14 protein-coding genes are annotated in these 16583 nt (G+C 34.3%); 12 read left to right on the top strand and 2 right to left on the bottom strand.

All coding sequences use genetic code 11. The features are described from left to right. Positions 1-213 precede the first annotated feature (213 nt). The 5 genes from DES36_RS00465 (at position 214) to DES36_RS00445 (ending at position 6753) form a co-directional block, all read left to right on the top strand. Positions 214-1956, top strand: coding sequence for a homocysteine S-methyltransferase family protein (locus DES36_RS00465; protein WP_113919257.1), 1743 nt, complete (start codon positions 214-216; stop codon positions 1954-1956). A 140-nt stretch (positions 1957-2096) separates the two neighbouring features. Next, positions 2097-2540, top strand: coding sequence for a tRNA (adenosine(37)-N6)-threonylcarbamoyltransferase complex ATPase subunit type 1 TsaE (gene tsaE, locus DES36_RS00460; protein ID WP_113919256.1), 444 nt, complete (start codon positions 2097-2099; stop codon positions 2538-2540). 26 nt (positions 2541-2566) lie between these two features. Next, positions 2567-3277 carry a tRNA (adenosine(37)-N6)-threonylcarbamoyltransferase complex dimerization subunit type 1 TsaB gene (tsaB, locus tag DES36_RS00455; RefSeq protein ID WP_170128117.1) on the top strand — a complete coding sequence of 237 codons (711 nt, stop codon included), beginning with the start codon at positions 2567-2569 and terminating at the stop codon, positions 3275-3277. 270 nt (positions 3278-3547) lie between these two features. Next, the gene (locus tag DES36_RS00450; RefSeq protein WP_170128116.1) at positions 3548-4636 is read left to right on the top strand and encodes a metallophosphoesterase family protein; all 1089 of its coding nucleotides are present in this window, start codon (positions 3548-3550) and stop codon (positions 4634-4636) included. After that, positions 4627-6753, top strand: a complete 2127-nt coding sequence (locus tag DES36_RS00445) for an ATP-binding protein (RefSeq protein ID WP_113919253.1) — start codon at positions 4627-4629, stop codon at positions 6751-6753. Before DES36_RS00450 ends, DES36_RS00445 begins: the two co-directional genes overlap by 10 nt. A gap of 203 nt (positions 6754-6956) precedes the next feature. Here the strand turns inward: DES36_RS00445 and DES36_RS00440 are convergent, their stop codons facing one another. After that, positions 6957-7154, bottom strand: a complete 198-nt coding sequence (locus tag DES36_RS00440; protein ID WP_113919252.1) for a DUF378 domain-containing protein — start codon at positions 7152-7154, stop codon at positions 6957-6959. Between the two features lie 429 nt (positions 7155-7583). Here DES36_RS00440 and mnmA point away from each other — a divergent pair, with 429 nt between their 5' ends. The 7 genes from mnmA to tsaD all read left to right on the top strand — a co-directional run bounded on the left by mnmA (position 7584) and on the right by tsaD (position 14393). Continuing rightward, entirely contained in the window at positions 7584-8672 is a 1089-nt protein-coding gene (mnmA, locus tag DES36_RS00435; RefSeq protein WP_113919251.1) for a tRNA 2-thiouridine(34) synthase MnmA, read from the top strand. A gap of 320 nt (positions 8673-8992) precedes the next feature. After that, the gene (locus DES36_RS00430; RefSeq protein WP_113919250.1) at positions 8993-9667 is read left to right on the top strand and encodes a response regulator transcription factor; all 675 of its coding nucleotides are present in this window, start codon (positions 8993-8995) and stop codon (positions 9665-9667) included. Continuing rightward, the gene (locus DES36_RS00425) at positions 9660-10952 is read left to right on the top strand and encodes a sensor histidine kinase (RefSeq protein WP_113919249.1); all 1293 of its coding nucleotides are present in this window, start codon (positions 9660-9662) and stop codon (positions 10950-10952) included. The genes DES36_RS00430 and DES36_RS00425 overlap by 8 nt, the downstream gene beginning before the upstream one ends. 29 nt (positions 10953-10981) lie before the next feature. After that, entirely contained in the window at positions 10982-12202 is a 1221-nt protein-coding gene (locus tag DES36_RS00420) for a CapA family protein (protein WP_113919248.1), read from the top strand. Next, a complete protein-coding gene (rimI, locus tag DES36_RS00415; RefSeq protein ID WP_113919247.1) occupies positions 12199-12642 on the top strand; it encodes a ribosomal protein S18-alanine N-acetyltransferase in 444 nt (147 codons plus the stop codon). The genes DES36_RS00420 and rimI overlap by 4 nt, the downstream gene beginning before the upstream one ends. Then, positions 12636-13331 (top strand): TIGR01906 family membrane protein, encoded by a 696-nt coding sequence (locus DES36_RS00410; protein ID WP_113919246.1) that lies wholly within the window; start codon positions 12636-12638, stop codon positions 13329-13331. The genes rimI and DES36_RS00410 overlap by 7 nt, the downstream gene beginning before the upstream one ends. A gap of 39 nt (positions 13332-13370) precedes the next feature. After that, entirely contained in the window at positions 13371-14393 is a 1023-nt protein-coding gene (gene tsaD, locus DES36_RS00405) for a tRNA (adenosine(37)-N6)-threonylcarbamoyltransferase complex transferase subunit TsaD (RefSeq protein WP_113919245.1), read from the top strand. A 200-nt stretch (positions 14394-14593) separates the two neighbouring features. Here the strand turns inward: tsaD and abc-f are convergent, their stop codons facing one another. Beyond that, positions 14594-16513, bottom strand: a complete 1920-nt coding sequence (gene abc-f / locus DES36_RS00400) for a ribosomal protection-like ABC-F family protein (RefSeq protein ID WP_113919244.1) — start codon at positions 16511-16513, stop codon at positions 14594-14596. Positions 16514-16583 lie beyond the last annotated feature (70 nt).

The following is a 16583-nucleotide window of genomic DNA, read 5'->3' as shown; positions in this document are numbered from 1 at the left end:
TAATCTGGTAATATTTTGTAGTATTGAATCAAAGATATAAAGAGATTTTTGATTACAATTTTTGTAAATACTATTGAACAATAGTTGAAATAAGTTTTTTTTAAAGCACAATATTGTTATAATACATATATGATTTGTTGAAAGATGAAAAATATTTAATAAGTTAATAAGTTTATTAAATATTTTAAAAAAGAAGGGGCGGAGAATAGAAAAATGGATATAATAGACAAATTAGGACGGGAATTACTCATCTTTGATGGAGCTTTGGGAACGAGGATTCAAGCGGAGGCACCAGAAGCTAAGATTCCAGATGAACTTAATATAACGAAACCAGAACTCATTCAAAAAATTCACAAAGAATATGTACATGCTGGAGCAAATGTAATTACTACCAATACTTTTGGAGCCAATGACTTTAAGTTAAAGGGGAGCAATTATTCCCTTGAAGAGATTATTACTGCAGGGGTTCATAATGCTAGAGAAGTAGCAGAAGACGCTTATGTGGCATTAGATATAGGACCTTTAGGAAAAATGATGGAGCCTATTGGAGATTTGACCTTTGATGAAGCGTATGAACAATTTAAAAAACAAGTTCTAGCTGGAAAGAAAGCAGGTTGTGATCTCATTATAGTTGAGACTATGACGGATATTTCAGAAGCAAGAATTGCCGTTTTAGCAGCAAAAGAAAATTCCGATTTACCAATTGTATGCACGATGACTTTTAACAAAAACGGAAAAACCATGTTTGGTGTAGATCCAGTGACTATGGTAGCTGTATTGGAAGGTTTAAGAGTAGATGCTATAGGCATTAATTGTTCCTTTGGCCCAGAACAATTACTTCCTATAGTTGAAAAGATCGTGGCTTATTCTTCTACACCAATTATTGCGCAGCCTAATGCTGGGCTTCCAATAGTAGTAGACAATCAAACTCACTATGATATTGATGAAAAGGCATTTGCTGAAAATATGAAAAAGATGGTTCATATGGGAGTATCCATAGTTGGAGGGTGTTGCGGAACAACACCACTTCATATTGCAGAATGTAAAAAACTATTACAAAATGTGGAGTTAAATCTTCAAGAAAAGAAAAATTTTACCATTGCAGCATCACCAAAAAACCCCATCTTATTTGAAGGGATTACCATCATGGGTGAGGCCTTAGTTCCAACCGGAAGAAAAGAGTATACAGATGCTCTTTTAAATAAGAAGGATTCTTTTTTCTATTCCACTGCTAGAAAACAAAAAAAATGTGGCGCACAAATTATTAATTTAAATGTTAGCGTTCCTGGAGTTGACGAGATGGAGGCTATGCTTTGTGGAATAGAAGAAATCGCTTCAAGCGTAGACGCACCACTTCAAATTGACAGCATTCACGCTGAAATCATTGAAGCAGCTTTGCGAGTATATCCAGGAAAAGCAATCATTAATTCTGTCAATGGTACAGAGAAGAGTATGAAGAAGATCTTCCCAATTGCGCAAAAATACGGTTCTTTAGTTATTGCAATGACTTTTGATGAAAGGGGAATTTGCGAAAAGGCCTCAGAAAGGGTTGAGATTGCTAAAAAGATTATTCAAAGGGCTTCAGAATATGGCATTGATAAAAAGGATATCATCGTAGACTGTCTGTCTCTTCCTGCTAAAACACACGGAGAGAGTTTGATGGATACCCTACAAGTAGTAGAACAGATAAAGAAACTAGGAGTAAAGACTATGTTAGGTGTTGCTAATGTGTCCTTTAGTTTACCTAACCGAAGGGTGCTAGATCGAACGTATTTTGCAATGGCTTTAGCCAAAGGTCTTGATGCAGTCATGATGAACGTATATGATAAAGATATGCTTGAAACCATAGAAGCCTACAGAGTTTTTACAGGCACAGACCCTAATGGCAAAGAGTATACTAAGAAATATCGTATTAATACTACTGAAGTAGATGTAGCTCCCAATAGTAGATCATAAGATAAGCTTAGGAATTCATTTATTTCGAAATGTAACATCTCTTTAGCAGAAATTCCAAAGGAAAGATTATTTGACAGAAAGCAAATTGCTTTTTCGGCTTTTTGCTTTCTGCTTTCCGCTTATTGACGAAAGGAGAACAAATGAAAATAAATAGCAAGTCGTCAGAGGAAACTTATGAGTTTGGATTTGCTCTAGGCCAAAAACTCCCTCCTGGTTCTATTGTGTGTATCGAAGGTGAAATGGGAGCCGGCAAGACCGCATTATCCCAGGGAATCATTCGGGGCTTAGGCGTAGAAGACAAGTATATAACGAGCCCTACCTATACATTAGTCAACGAATACCATCTAGATGATTGTTTCGTTTATCACTTTGATATTTATAGAGTAAGTGATTACGATGAATTATCTGCAATGGGTTTTGAGGAGTACATCCGAGATGATAGTGTGATTATTATTGAGTGGGCAGATATTATTGCTCATGAGCTACCACAGAAAAAGATATGGATTACGTTAAATAAGGCAGAAGATTTTAATAAGAGAAGCCTTCTTCTTAAAGGCTTAGAGTATTATGACATTCATTTATGAAGTATAACGTAGAAAGTAGGAATATTATGAAAATATTGGCCTTAGATACTGCAACTGTAGTTGCAACTGCTGCAATAGCAGATGAAGAAAAACTATATAGTGAAACTACCATACATTCTAAGAAAAAAAATCATTCAGAAAGGCTTATGCTTTTAATCGAAGAGGTGCTAAAAAATTCAGGTTTAGAACTTAAAGATGTAGATTTATTTAGCTGTACAGTAGGACCTGGTTCTTTTACAGGGCTTAGAATCGCTATAGCTACGGTTAAGGGCTTAGCCCAAAGTTTAAATAAACCGGTCATCCCTTTATCCACATTAGAAGCTTTAGCATATAATCTGCCTTTTTGCAAGGAAATCATATGCCCTATTATTGACGCACAAAGGGATCAAGTATACACTTGTTTTTATGAATGGACAGAAGAAGGTTTACAAGCATTAACTCAAGAATCTGTGTATTCTATAGAGGAGCTTTTAAATATCATTACAGGTCAAGGAAAAGGAGTGGTTCTATTAGGAGATGGCGTAAAAAAAATCCCCTACGAAGCTCTAGAAAAATACAAAAATTTGCTAAAAGTAGCCCCAGTATCTAGTAGAATGCCAAAGGCTTCCTCTCTAGCCAGTTTGTCCTTAGATGTTGCTAAAAAAGGAGTAACCACCACCTATTCCAATCTAGAACCAAACTACATGCGAAAATCTCAAGCGGAAATACAGATGGAATTGAAAAAGAACAATAGTTGAACAATTGTGAAGTAGCTAGAAAGCAATCGTCTGCGAATCTCTATTGAGCCTCTAGCTACTACACGGTCATCCTGAGGAGCTTGCGACGAAGGATCTAGGAATTAAATTATCATAAGCATGGGTCCTTTTCTCGCCCAAAGGCGAGTTTTCCGCTTTCAGCATTCAGCTTTCTGCTTTTTCCCGTCCAACCGTCCAACCATCATCTCATTAGCGAATAATTTTTTCCTTTTTCACATACCAATAGAACGTATAACTAGAACGGAGGCAGACATGACCATTAAATTTATTCACACGGCAGACTTACATTTGGGTTCTACTTTTAATCATGCTAGTTTTCCAAGAGATATTGCAAAAAATCGACGGGAGGAAATGTGGGATACTTTCTTTGATATTATTCAATTAGCAAAGAAGGAAAGTACAAATTTCTTATTCATCAGTGGAGATTTGTTTGAAGATCATCTCATCACCATAGGTCAAGTAAAGAGAATAAATGAGGCTTTTAAGAGTATTCCTGAGACAAATGTGATTATTTCCCCTGGAAATCATGATTATTATTGGGACAGGTCTCCTTACAAAAAAATAGAATGGAATCCTAATGTTACAGTCTTTAAAACTAGGAAGCTGACAAAGGTTAGTTTTCCAGAGCTTCAGACAAATGTATACGGCTTTGCCTGGACGACCAAGTATATAGAAGAGCCCTTTACCTTTGACTTAGGTGAATTAGATGAGTCTCAAGAGAACATTCTTTTGCTTCATGGAGATGTGTACAATAAGAACTCACAATATCTGCCAATTGATAAAGATCATTTGGCTACATTTCCTTTTCAGTACATTGCTTTAGGTCATATACATAAACAAGATGAAATACAAAAAAATATGAGGTATGCAGGTAGCCCGGAACCTTTAGATTTTGGAGAAGTTGGAGATCGAGGGGTGTTATTAGGAGTAATAGGCGTTCATAAGTTGCAGGTACAATTCGTGCCTATGGCTAAAAGAGAATTCTTCATAAAAGAAGTAGAATGTACCCCTGAGATGACGTATGAAGAAATCCTTTATAAACTCTGTAGTTTTAAAGATAGAAAAAACCTTTATAGGCTCCATTTGAAGGGATTTAGAGATTCAGATATTAATATAGAACAATTGATGGAAGAGGCCACTAAAGAATTTTACTATGTAGAAATCAATGATAGTACTAGACCAGATTACGATTTAGAGAAAATCTATTTAGAAAATAAAGATAATATTATTGGGATGTTCATAGACGAAATGAAGAGATTGGATTTAGAGGAACAAAAAAACAAAGATGCCTTGTATTTGGGTTTAGAAGCTCTTTTAAAGGAGAGTGAACCGTGTATATAAAAGAATTAATCATTACTTCTTTTGGCAAGTACCAAAATAAAAAGATTTCACTAAAACCAGGAATTAATATTATATATGGAGAAAATGAAGCTGGAAAATCCACTGTACATAAGTTTATTGAGGCTATGTTCTTTGGTTTTTATAAAGATTATAAAAGCCGTAGAACCTATAATCCTGATTATGAAAAATACTTGCCCATGTTTTCTAGTTCTTATGAAGGCATTCTGATTTATGAAGAAGATTGCAGAGAGGTACGAATAGAGAGAAATCTTCTAAAAGGCAAAGATAAAGTAGTGCTCTATGATGAGGGAACAGGTGAAGATATTAGCAAGGAATTTTACTACGATTCTGCAATAAAACTGTATGCACCCTTTGAGGAGAGTATGATGAATAGGAGAATTTACAATAATACTGTGAGCATCTCTCAACTAGGATGTAGAACTAGCAAAGAGCTATCTGAAGAGTTAAAAGACTATCTTGCTAATTTAGGAGAAAGCAAGGGAGATCTATCTGTTCAGAAGGCATTAAAGAGTTTAAATGATAGCTATAATGAGATTGGAACGGAAAGAAGAAAAGACTCGCCTATTTATAAAGTAAAATATCATATTAAAAGCCTTCAAGAAGATAAAGATAAAATACGATCTAATATGATAAAGGTAGAAGAGCTCACGGAAGAAATCAACAAAATAGAAGATCGTATTCAAAAAGCAATAATAGAGAGGGAAGAGTATCATAAGAATATTTTATCCGGTCAGTCCTATGAAGCATTATGCAAAGTGCAAGAATATGAATCAAAATTAAAAGAAAATAATGAAATTCTAAAAAAAATCTCTAAAATCTCCTATGAAGAGGTTTCAGAAGAAGAATATGATCGCATAAAGGGCATGCGGACGGAAATTGAAATATTAGAAAAGCATGTAGAGGATATGATCTCTAAAAAAGGTACCCATAAAACAGAGATAAAAGATGAACAAAATCAACAAAGAGTGGATTCTTTAAAAGAAAAACAGAATCAAAGCAAAAGATTTATGATCTTAAGCAGTATAGCAAGTATTTGCGGTCTTCTGGGTAGTATTCTTCATCCTCTTTTTTACACTCTTCTTATCTTTATTTTCTTTGTTATTTACTTTTATAAAAAGACCTCAGATTATGGCAGGCAATACGAAGAGCAGAGAAAGGCTGTAGGTGAAGAGTTCGTTTTTGAAAGACAAAAGACAAAAGAGTTTAATGAAACCATTGATGATTATAAAAGCAAGATAGAACGCCTTGATTTAGAGGTAAGAAAACTTCTCCAAAAGAATAAAGTTGTAAGTATTGAAGCATATGAAGCCCATTTGAAAAGTAAAAGGGATGTAGAAGCACTAGAGAAACAATTAGAAAACAGCACCATATTATTAGAGACCCTTATTCCCTTAAAAGAACTAGATAAATGGCAGGCAAAAGCTTTAGAATACTCTCAATATGCACAGTTCAAGGTAGAATTAGATCTAGATGCATTAGTACTTAAGAAAAATGCAAAAGATAAAGAAATCAATGATATGAATTTGAAGAAATCTAAACTTCAAGGAAGTGTTGAGAGTATTTTAGATGAATTAGTTGATCTTTCAGATGTAGAAAATGATATTCATTACCATGAAAGAGAATTAGAAAAGCTTCAAGGAAAACAAGACGCCTTACAATTAGCTATGGATACCATTCAAAAACTTTCAGCAGAAATTCACAATGAATTTGCACCAGAGTTAAACAGACTTCTCGGCAAAATTGTAGGAGAGATTACAGAAAAATATAAAGTAGTTAAAGTATCTAAAGATTTAGAAATAAAAGTTGAAGACCCTATATATCATCAATTTATAGACTTAAATAAACTTAGTTCAGGTACTATGGATCAAATTTATTTTGCCTTTCGATTGGGATTAAATGAATTTATAAGCAGTACCACCTTTCCCGTGTTATTAGATGAAACCTTTATTCAATACGACGAAAATCGATTGTCTAATGTACTAAAATATATTATAAAAAAATCATCTAATAGGCAGATCATCATCTTTACTTCTCAGAGAAGAGAGATGGAAATAATGAGTAAATATACGGAAGATTTTCAAATAATAAAATTGTAATTAGCTGAAAGCTGAATGCGGAAAGCGGAAATCTTTTAGTTGGACAGTTAGATGGGAAAAGCATGATGTGTAGAGTTAAAGGTGGAAAGTGGAAAAACTCGTCTATAGGCTAGAAGAGGTAGGGAACGGTGTCTCACCGTTCCGCCATAATAGCCACCATTGGTGGCCACGGTTTTGCTGACCACCTGACCACCTCGTTTCTATCAGCTATCTACTCTTCTTTCTCCTACTAAGAATTTAATAGAATAAAGTCCAGCTAATCCAACGAGACCATAGATGATTCTGCTTAGTGCTGCTGTTTGTCCGCCAAAGATAGCTGCAACCAAATCAAATTGGAAAAATCCAATTAGACCCCAGTTAATTGCTCCAATAATAACGAGTACTAGTGCTAATTTATCCATTGATACAACTCCTTTCATGAATTGTTATTAGTATGTTTTAAAAAAAAAATTTTAATCAAAAAAAATTTTTTTTAGTGGTCAGCATTAAGATGGTCAGGTGGTCAGCAAATATGCGACTAACGTCGCAATGAACAGCGAATATTGAATAGTGAACAATTAACAGTACTAAAGAGATTTAATAGAGGTCGCATATTTGTACTGTTTGATGTTCTATGTTGATTTTTCATTGTTCATTGAAGGTTTTGTTTTTAGCTTTCGTTTATCTTCTTTCAATATTGAAAATTTCGCAAATTTACAAAGCAATAAAGCATGTAACCTGTCAAACGGACCAACCGTCTAACTAAAAAGCATTCCGCTATTTTACCATTGACTTCATAACACCATTAATAATAAAATAGACAGTAAAAGAAATTATAAGAGGTTGATTAAATGAGTAAGAATACCAGAGTTGTGGTAGGTATGTCTGGAGGAGTGGATTCTTCTGTTGCAGCAGTCCTATTAAAAGAACAAGGATACGATGTCATCGGCATTTTTATGAAAAATTGGGATGAAGAGGATGAAAATGGTGTCTGTACAGCGACTGAAGATTATGAAGACGTAATAAAAGTCTGTAATAAAATTGGAATACCTTATTACAGTGTAAACTTTGTCAAAGAGTACTGGGATAATGTGTTTTCTTATTTTTTGCAAGAATATAAAAGGGGAAGAACACCAAATCCTGATGTACTTTGTAATAAAGAAATTAAATTTAAAGCTTTTTTAAACTACGCATTAGATGTAACTGAGGCCGATTATTTAGCAACAGGCCACTATGCACAAGTCGATTCCCAAAATGGAGAATATCGATTGCTGCGAGGTGTAGATAATAATAAGGATCAGACTTATTTTCTTTGTCAATTGGGACAAGAACAGCTATCGAAAGCGATGTTCCCTATTGGTCATTTAGAAAAGAAGAAAGTTAGAGAAATAGCAGAAAGAGAAGGGCTTGTGACGGCTAAGAAAAAAGATTCTACAGGAATCTGTTTTATAGGGGAGAGAAATTTTAATCAATTTTTAAACAATTACCTTCCTGCACAAAAAGGTCCAATAAAAGATTTAGATGGAGTAGTAAGAGGAGAACACTCTGGACTTATGCACTATACCTTAGGCCAGAGAAAGGGTCTGGGTATAGGTGGTCAAGGAAGTGGTGATCCTTGGTTTGTAGTAGATAAGGACTTAGAAAATAATACCCTTTACGTAGTTCAAGGAGACTCCCATCCTAGACTTTATTCTCATTCTCTTATAGCTACGGATATGAACTGGGTAAAAGGATATGCCCCTGCTAAAAGCTTTAGCTGTACAGCTAAGTTTAGATACAGACAAAGTGACCAAGGCGTTGATGTAGAAGTTTTAGAAGCAAACAAGATAAAAGTAATTTTTCACGAAAAACAAAAGGCTGTTACACCAGGCCAGGAAGTAGTGCTGTACGATGGCGAAGAGTGTTTAGGTGGAGCCACTATTGATCAGATAGAGTTGTAGAAGTTAAATTTGAGGCTCTTTAAGCTGGTCATGTAAAGTATGTTTGGTTTTAGTTGCCAGAAACCAGCGTTCAGCAATCAGAATTTGACTACCATTTCCTTATTAAATAGGAAAGTCCTGCTTTTGCCCCTAACTTCTGCCCAGTCATCCTGAGCGCAAGAGAACGATCTTGACCCCAAAGCAATACCCCAATGCTAGTGACTAATGACTAGCAACTAATGCGCCAGTAGGCGCTTTTCTTGTGTAAAAAATTAATATATAATAAAGCTTCTAGTGGTATAATGGAAAAATAGAATAATTGAATCTAAAGGTGAGATTATATGAAGGTTCTTTTTGTTGAAGATGAAAAAAAGGTTACAGATGCCTTAGAAGAGATGTGTAAAATTCAAAATATAGAATGCGATATTGCAAATGATGGGGAAGAAGGATTGCTCTATGCAAAGTCTAGTTTGTATGATGTAATTGTTCTTGATATTATGCTCCCCTATAAAAGCGGCTTAGAGATATTATCTGAACTTCGAGCAGAGGGTAACAATACTCCTGTTCTTTTGTTGACAGCAAAAGATGCTACAGATGATATTGTAAAAGGATTAGATACTGGTGCAGATGATTATGTAGTCAAGCCTTTCGCAGCCAAGGAACTCTTTGCGAGAATACGGGCACTGAGTAGAAGAGTAGATAAAGACTATATAGAAGATACCATCAAATTAGACACCGTTGAGTTTGATTTGAATAACTACACTATAAAGATTGATGGAAAACCTGAGAAAATAACCTATAAAGAGGCAATGCTCTTTGAAATGCTCATTAAACGTCCGGAGCAAGTTTTTACTAGAGAGCAAATTCTAGACCGAGTCTGGGGTCTAGATAGTGATGTAAATGAAAACAATATTGAAATATATATACACAATCTCAGAAAAAAACTAAAACATACTAATATCAGTATTGATACTGTTCGAGGTGTAGGATATACCTTAAGGGTGAAAGATGTTTAAACAACTTCACAGAAAATTAACTCTTACAAATGCATTGATCTTAATATGTTTTTTACTCGTCTTTTCTTATTCCATTGTAAGTATCTTTTCTTATGCATTAGGTCAATCTTCAAAGGTGACTTTGAGAGATAAAGCGAATCAAATCATAAGGCGAAGCCAAGAACTTGGAACTTTTGATTTTATTATTATAGAGGATTATATGGAAGAAGACTCCTCTAATAAGAATGTTCTCAGAAATTCTTTAGATGTTCACTATATCGTATGGGACAATAATGGAAGATTGTCTTCTTTAAATTATGTAGACCAAGATTTAATCAAAGAATTATTTGAGCAATCGAGAGAAGTATATGAAAATCAATCTACAGAATTTGAAAAGATGAAGGTAAGCAATGTCAATTATCGAATATACACTCAGTATTATACCTTGCCAAATGGCATAGGCGGTGTTATTCAAGTTTATCAGTCTAGTGAAATAGACCATTTTATCCTTAATCAGCTCTTTTTTATCATTGTTACTATTGGACTTTGTAGCGTGATTGTATTGATTATTATAAGCTCATTTCTTGCAAAAAGGTCTCTTGAGCCTGTAAAGCAATCTTATGAAAGGCAAAAAGAGTTTGTGGCAGATGCCTCTCATGAGCTTAGAACTCCTTTAACCATTATCAAATCGAATCTTGAAGTATTATCCTTAAAGGAAGAAGAAACGATTGTAGAAAATAAAAAATGGTTTGATAATATCTATACGGAAACAGATGTTATGGCGAAATTGGTGCAAAATTTGTTAACCTTAGCCCAAATGGATAATAAGCAGATTAGTGCTAATATGCAAATAGTAGTATTATCTCTTATTGTAGAGAATGTGTGTAAAAAGATGTCCGTTTTAGCAAGAGAAAAAGATATTCTTTTGCAAAGCATTATTGCTGATGATGTTCTCGTAAAGGGCGATCAGAATCGACTAGAGCAACTTTTTGTCATACTTATTGATAATGCTATTAAATATACTCCGAAAGGTGGACAAGTAAAGGTTAGTTTAATGACCACTTCAGATAAAGCCTATATTAGCGTTAAAGACACAGGTATAGGCATTGAGGAAGAGGACAAAAACAAGATTTTTCAACGTTTTTATAGAGTAGATAAAGTCCGCTCTAGAGAGCAAGGTGGTGTGGGCTTAGGTCTAAGCATTGCTAAATGGATTATTGATGAGCATAAAGCCACCCTTGAGATTAAAAGTAAATTAAACGAAGGAAGCGAATTTATCATCGGTTTTACTTCGAAAAATAAGTAATGAATAAATAGAAGTAGAAAGGAGAAATTATGGAAAAAAAATTCAAGCGCATCCTAATAGTGCTTGTCATTATAGTAGGGATTGTAACTTTGCCCAATCTCATAAATAGTTCAGATGGCGAGAAAATGCAGTTATCTATTAGTACTCCCCAAGAAGATTTAGTAAGAGAAGTTTTTTCCTATCCCACTGGGAACTATGAAGGGAAAGTAGAGAGGATTACCTTAAGAGCAAATGGAGATATTATGTTTCACGGTCCTCAGATTGATGGTGCATATAAGAATGGGAAGTATGACTTTAATCCAAGCTTTCGACATGTAAAGAAATACATTGAAAGTGCGGATTTAGCACTAGGCAATTTTGAATCTACCACAGCAGGTGGAACGCCTTCTGGATATCCCGTATTTAATGCTCCTGATGAAAGTGTAGAGACTTTAAGCAGAATAGGATATGATGTACTAGCTACTGCCAATAATCATGCATTAGACAAAGGAAAAAATGGAGTAATCCGAACCATCGATAAAATTGCAGAAAACAATATGGTCAGTGTAGGAACTTATAAAGAGCCAGGAGAAAACATATATATTGCAGAAGTAGAGAATATTAAAATAGCTGTTTTAAGCTATACTTATGGTTTGAATGGCATGGAAAGTATGCTTTCATCACAAGACAGAGAGTATATGGTGAATCTCATCGATAAAGAAAAAATAGAAGGTGATATTAAACAATCCAAGGAAAATGGAGCAGACTTTACTATCGTGTTTATTCACTGGGGAAATGAATACCAGTTAAAACCCTCTTCTTATCAAAAGGAATTAGCAAATAGTATGTTTCAGTGGGGGGCAGATATTATTTTAGGAAGTCATCCACACGTAATACAAGAGTCTGATATCATTTATATAGACGGAGAGGCAAAATACGTCATATACTCTATGGGCAATTTTATCTCAAATCAAAGGCGAGAGACCTTAGGCTCTATTGCAAATAGCACACATACAGAAGATGGAGTCATTGTAGATTTAGTTTTAGAAAAGGACTTTGTATCTGGAGATAAGAGAATAGTAGGAGTGAACTACATACCCACTTGGGTAAATCGAACAGAATCTAATGGAAGCTTTCATTATGAAGTGCTTCCTGTAAGAGATGCTCTTAAAGGGGATTATAATGATTACACAAAAGCTAAACTACAAGCATCCTATGAGAATACCATGGGAAAGATGCAACTGTATGGGGAAATTGGAGCAAATAAATGAGCATAGACATTTTAGAGATGAAAAAAGATCAAATTAAAGCGCTTTTGACTCTTGAAGAAAGGTGTTTTTCTATTCCGTGGACAGAGAATATGTTTTTAGAAGAATTAGAAAACTCTCTAGCCAAATACGTAGTTATAAGATCTTCTGGGAAGATTGCAGGTTATGGAGGCATGTGGTTTATCTTAGATGAAGCCCATATTACCAATATTGCTATTGACCCAAATTATCAAAAACAGGGATTCGGTAGTCATATCCTGTCTTACATGATTAAAGAAGCAGAAGAACATCATATTTACAAAATGACCTTAGAGGTAAGAAAAAGCAATAAAGCTGCTTTGCAATTGTATAAAAAGTTTAATTTTGAAGAATATGGAATTCGCCCAAGATATTATGAAGATAATCAAGAAGATGCCATCATTATGTGGAGGAAAAAATGTTAAAAAGGATAGGTTTTATTCTCTTAGTCATAGCCATTCCCATATTTGTTCTCTTGACGACAGTACAATTTGTAGTCATGTGGGACGGATTTTTTAGAGATCAATATCTAGAAAATGGAGTTGTAATGACTACCAATATTGAGATCGATGATTTAATGAAAATAACAGACGAAATACAGGAATTTTTACTAGGTGACAGGCAGGATTTTGCTATAAAGGGTGTTATAGACGGCCAAGAGCAGATTGTCTTTAAAGAGAGAGAAATTGTTCACATGGAAGACGTAAAGAATCTATTTCATACTGGTATTATCTTACGAAACGTTTGTGGTCTTCTTACAGTGATATGTGGGATTTGTTTTTATAAAAAGGACAAAACAAAATTATACAAAGCCATGAAATACAGCGCAATAACCTTTATTGTAGTGGGGGGACTCCTAGCAATTGTAATAAGTCAAGATTTTAATAAGTATTTTGTTGTTTTTCATAAAATATTCTTTACAAATGATTATTGGATTCTAGATCCAATGGAAAGTGTACTCATCAATATGGTTGATATTCACTTTTTTATGAGTATTGCAACACTTATATTAGGTACAAGTTTAGCTCTCCTTTTATCTATAGGAGTGCTAGGCTCTCTTATGGAGCGTAAAATGAATAGAAATCAAAATTTAAAATTTATTTATAAGAGGTAAGGGAGTATTAGAAGAATTTAAAGAAAGAAGGAAAGAACAATAGATAAAGATATAATCATTTTAGGAATTGAGTCTTCTTGTGATGAGACTTCTGCCGCCATTGTTAAAAATGGTAGAGAGTGTCACTCTAATATCATCTACTCTCAAATCGATATTCATGAAGCTTATGGAGGTGTAGTGCCAGAAATAGCCTCTCGAAATCATATAAAGAAAATTGATCTTATTGTAGAAAAGGCATTAAGAGAGAGTCATATATCGTTAGAAGATGTAGATGGTGTAGCCGTAACTTACGGACCAGGATTAATTGGAAGCTTATTAGTAGGTTTATCCTATGCAAAAGCCGTTGCTTTTAGCTTAAATAAGCCTTTTATTGGCATAAATCATATGGAAGGGCATATTAGCGCAAATTATATCGACAATGAAAAAGTGAAGCCTCCATTTATCACATTAGTAGCCTCAGGAGGGCATACGAATATTGTCATCGTAAGAGATTATGGTGTATATGAAGTCTTAGGCCAAACTCGAGATGATGCAGCAGGAGAAGCTTTTGATAAAATATCTCGATCCCTTGGATTAGGTTATCCTGGTGGTCCTGCAATCGACAAGGCATCTAAATTGGGAAACCCTGAAGCTGTAAATTTTCCTCGAGCTTATTTGGAGGAAGACAGTTATGATTTTAGTTTTAGTGGCTTAAAATCATCTGTTTTAAATTACTTAAATAGCTGTAAAATGAAGGATATTGAAGTCAATATTAATGATGTAGCAGCTAGTTTTCAAAAATCCGTAATAGATGTATTAGCAGATAAAACCATGAAAGCAGCTCTAGAAAATAATATGTCTATCATATGTTTGTCTGGGGGTGTGGCAAGGAACAGTTTGCTTCGAAACACCTTGGAAAAGATGGTCTTAGACAAAGGGCTATCCATCCACTTTCCAGAACCAGATTTATGCAGTGACAATGCAGCCATGATTGCAAGTGCAGGATATTATAAGTATATAAAAGGAGAGTTTTCTGCTTTTGATATAAATGCTGTGGCGAATTTATCGTTGAAGGATGGTTGAACAATAGTTGAACAGTTGTTGAGCGATGGTTAAACAGTAGTTAAACGATTGTTTAAGTAGAAAATTTAGGTTGTGTAGTGTAGGTTTATTCAAAAAGATATAGGAGATTTTCTTTCGATAAAATCTCCTATATTTTTTGTAAATTTTGTATTATTTTTAACAATAGTTAGACAATTGTTTAACAATAGTTCAACCATCGCTCAGCTATTGTTAAAAAGCTCTAGTTCAAGCTGTTTTTCGGTCCACTCTTCTAAAGTTACATCTAAAACCTCTTTTGTAGTATTGTACTCTTCTGTAATGCTATTCGCTTTATCATAGTCATCGTAGAAATCTTCTTTGCACATGAGGAGCTCAAATTCTTTGATTTGGTCTTCTAATTCGTTGACCTTCGTCTCTAAGGTGCTTATTTCCTTTTTAAGAGTTTTTAATTTCTGCTTTTGGCTGTTTTCTAATTTTTTTATATTGTTCATCTGAGTCTTTGTCATAGAAGATCCTTGATTTTCTAGTTCTTCTAAGAGTTTGGCATCATTGACCTTCTTTTGATAATAATCGTAGTTGCCATTGTACATAAAAATGCCATTGTTCTCAAGTACGAGGAGCTTATCTACTACTCTATTTAAAAAGTATCGATCGTGAGAAATAAGTAGTACCGTTCCTGTATAATGGATTAAAGCTTCTTCTAAAATATCTTTTGTCTCCATATCAAGGTGATTAGTAGGTTCGTCCATGAGTAAAAAATTAGATTTTGATAACATGAGCTTTGCAAGGGAAATTCTGCTTGTCTCTCCACCAGACAAAGAGCCTACCGATTTAAAGACGTCTTCTCCTGTAAACATAAAAGCACCTAAAAAGTTTCGTATTTCTCCTTCATTTGCAGCAGGCTTTGATGCCCATACTTCAGAGAGGATACTATTATTAGGATTTAAACCTTGATGTTCTTGATGATACATTTCTACATTTACATTGTGACCGAGAACAATTTCTCCTTGATCTTGAGATAGATTTCCCGCAATAATATTAAGCAAGGTCGTCTTTCCAGTACCATTAGCTCCTACGATACCGACCTTTTCTCCTCGGAATATAGTAAAGTCAATATTTTCAAAAAGAGTGTTTTCAGAAAAAGACTTCTTTAAATTCATGACCTCTAAGACTGTTTTTCCGCTCTTAATTTGTGGTTCGAAGCGAATGCGAGCTTTCTTTTGAAAGACGATAGGTTTTTCAATGCGCTCCATTTTATCTAGCATTTTCTCTCGACTTTCTGCTTTTCTAATGCTCTTCTCTCGATTAAACTGCCGAAATCGATCAATGATTTCTTCCTGGCGCTGAATTTCCTTTTGTTGCAGTTCATAATGGTGCATTTGAATATCCAAATTTTCCTTTTTTCTCATTACATAATTAGAATAATTACCATTGTACTCATTGAGCTTGTGGTTTTCAATTTCAAATATTTTGTTTACAACTGCATCCAAGAAATACCTGTCATGGGAAATAATCATGAGTCCACCATCATAGGATTGCAAATAATTCTCCAACCATTGGATGGCAGTTACATCTAGATAATTTGTAGGTTCATCCAATAAAAAAAGCTGAGGTTTTGAAAGCAATAATTTTCCTAAGGCGACGCGAGTCTTTTGCCCTCCACTTAATTCGCCAATTTTCTTATCTAATTCTTCTTCGCTAAAGCCTAGTCCATTAGCGATTCCTCGTATGCGGCTTTGATACTCATAGCCTCCTAAGGTCTCAAACTCTTCTACGAGCTTAGAGTATTTATCCATGGTATTGTTTAAATCAATATTTTGGCTCATGAGCTCCTGATATTTATATATTTCCCCTTCAAGATCAATACAAATTTGAAAGACAGATAATAGCTCGTCGTAAATCCTTATGTCCTCATTTAAATTTAAGTCTTGTGACAAATAGCCAATAGAGGTATCTTTACTTATATTTATTTCCCCTGAATCAAAGTATAAGTTGTTGGTAATAATCTTAAATAAGGTTGATTTACCAGAGCCATTTTTACCAACGATGCCAATGCGATCGTTTTTATCCACTTTAAAGGATACATTATTTAGTATAAGATCTATTCCGTAACTTTTAGTGATATTATTACAAGTGAGCAATTTTCATCCTCCTAACTTATGCTATATGAAAATTGATTTTTAGTTTATTTATATGTCGAATAAGACATTT

Source organism: Alkalibaculum bacchi (genome assembly GCF_003317055.1).
Classification (GTDB): Bacteria; Bacillota; Clostridia; order Eubacteriales; family Alkalibacteraceae; genus Alkalibaculum; species Alkalibaculum bacchi.
This window is presented reverse-complemented; position numbering and strand designations above follow the sequence as displayed.

Excerpts from the sequence above, each read along its gene's own strand:
- DES36_RS00465 (WP_113919257.1), top strand. The coding sequence starts at position 214 with ATGGATATAATAGACAAATTAGGACGGGAATTACTCATCTTTGATGGA.
- tsaE (WP_113919256.1), top strand. The coding sequence starts at position 2,097 with ATGAAAATAAATAGCAAGTCGTCAGAGGAAACTTATGAGTTTGGATTT.
- tsaB (WP_170128117.1), top strand. The coding sequence starts at position 2,567 with ATGAAAATATTGGCCTTAGATACTGCAACTGTAGTTGCAACTGCTGCA.
- DES36_RS00450 (WP_170128116.1), top strand. The coding sequence starts at position 3,548 with ATGACCATTAAATTTATTCACACGGCAGACTTACATTTGGGTTCTACT.
- DES36_RS00440 (WP_113919252.1), bottom strand. The coding sequence starts at position 7,154 with ATGGATAAATTAGCACTAGTACTCGTTATTATTGGAGCAATTAACTGG.
- mnmA (WP_113919251.1), top strand. The coding sequence starts at position 7,584 with ATGAGTAAGAATACCAGAGTTGTGGTAGGTATGTCTGGAGGAGTGGAT.
- DES36_RS00430 (WP_113919250.1), top strand. The coding sequence starts at position 8,993 with ATGAAGGTTCTTTTTGTTGAAGATGAAAAAAAGGTTACAGATGCCTTA.
- DES36_RS00425 (WP_113919249.1), top strand. The coding sequence starts at position 9,660 with ATGTTTAAACAACTTCACAGAAAATTAACTCTTACAAATGCATTGATC.
- DES36_RS00420 (WP_113919248.1), top strand. The coding sequence starts at position 10,982 with ATGGAAAAAAAATTCAAGCGCATCCTAATAGTGCTTGTCATTATAGTA.
- rimI (WP_113919247.1), top strand. The coding sequence starts at position 12,199 with ATGAGCATAGACATTTTAGAGATGAAAAAAGATCAAATTAAAGCGCTT.
- DES36_RS00410 (WP_113919246.1), top strand. The coding sequence starts at position 12,636 with ATGTTAAAAAGGATAGGTTTTATTCTCTTAGTCATAGCCATTCCCATA.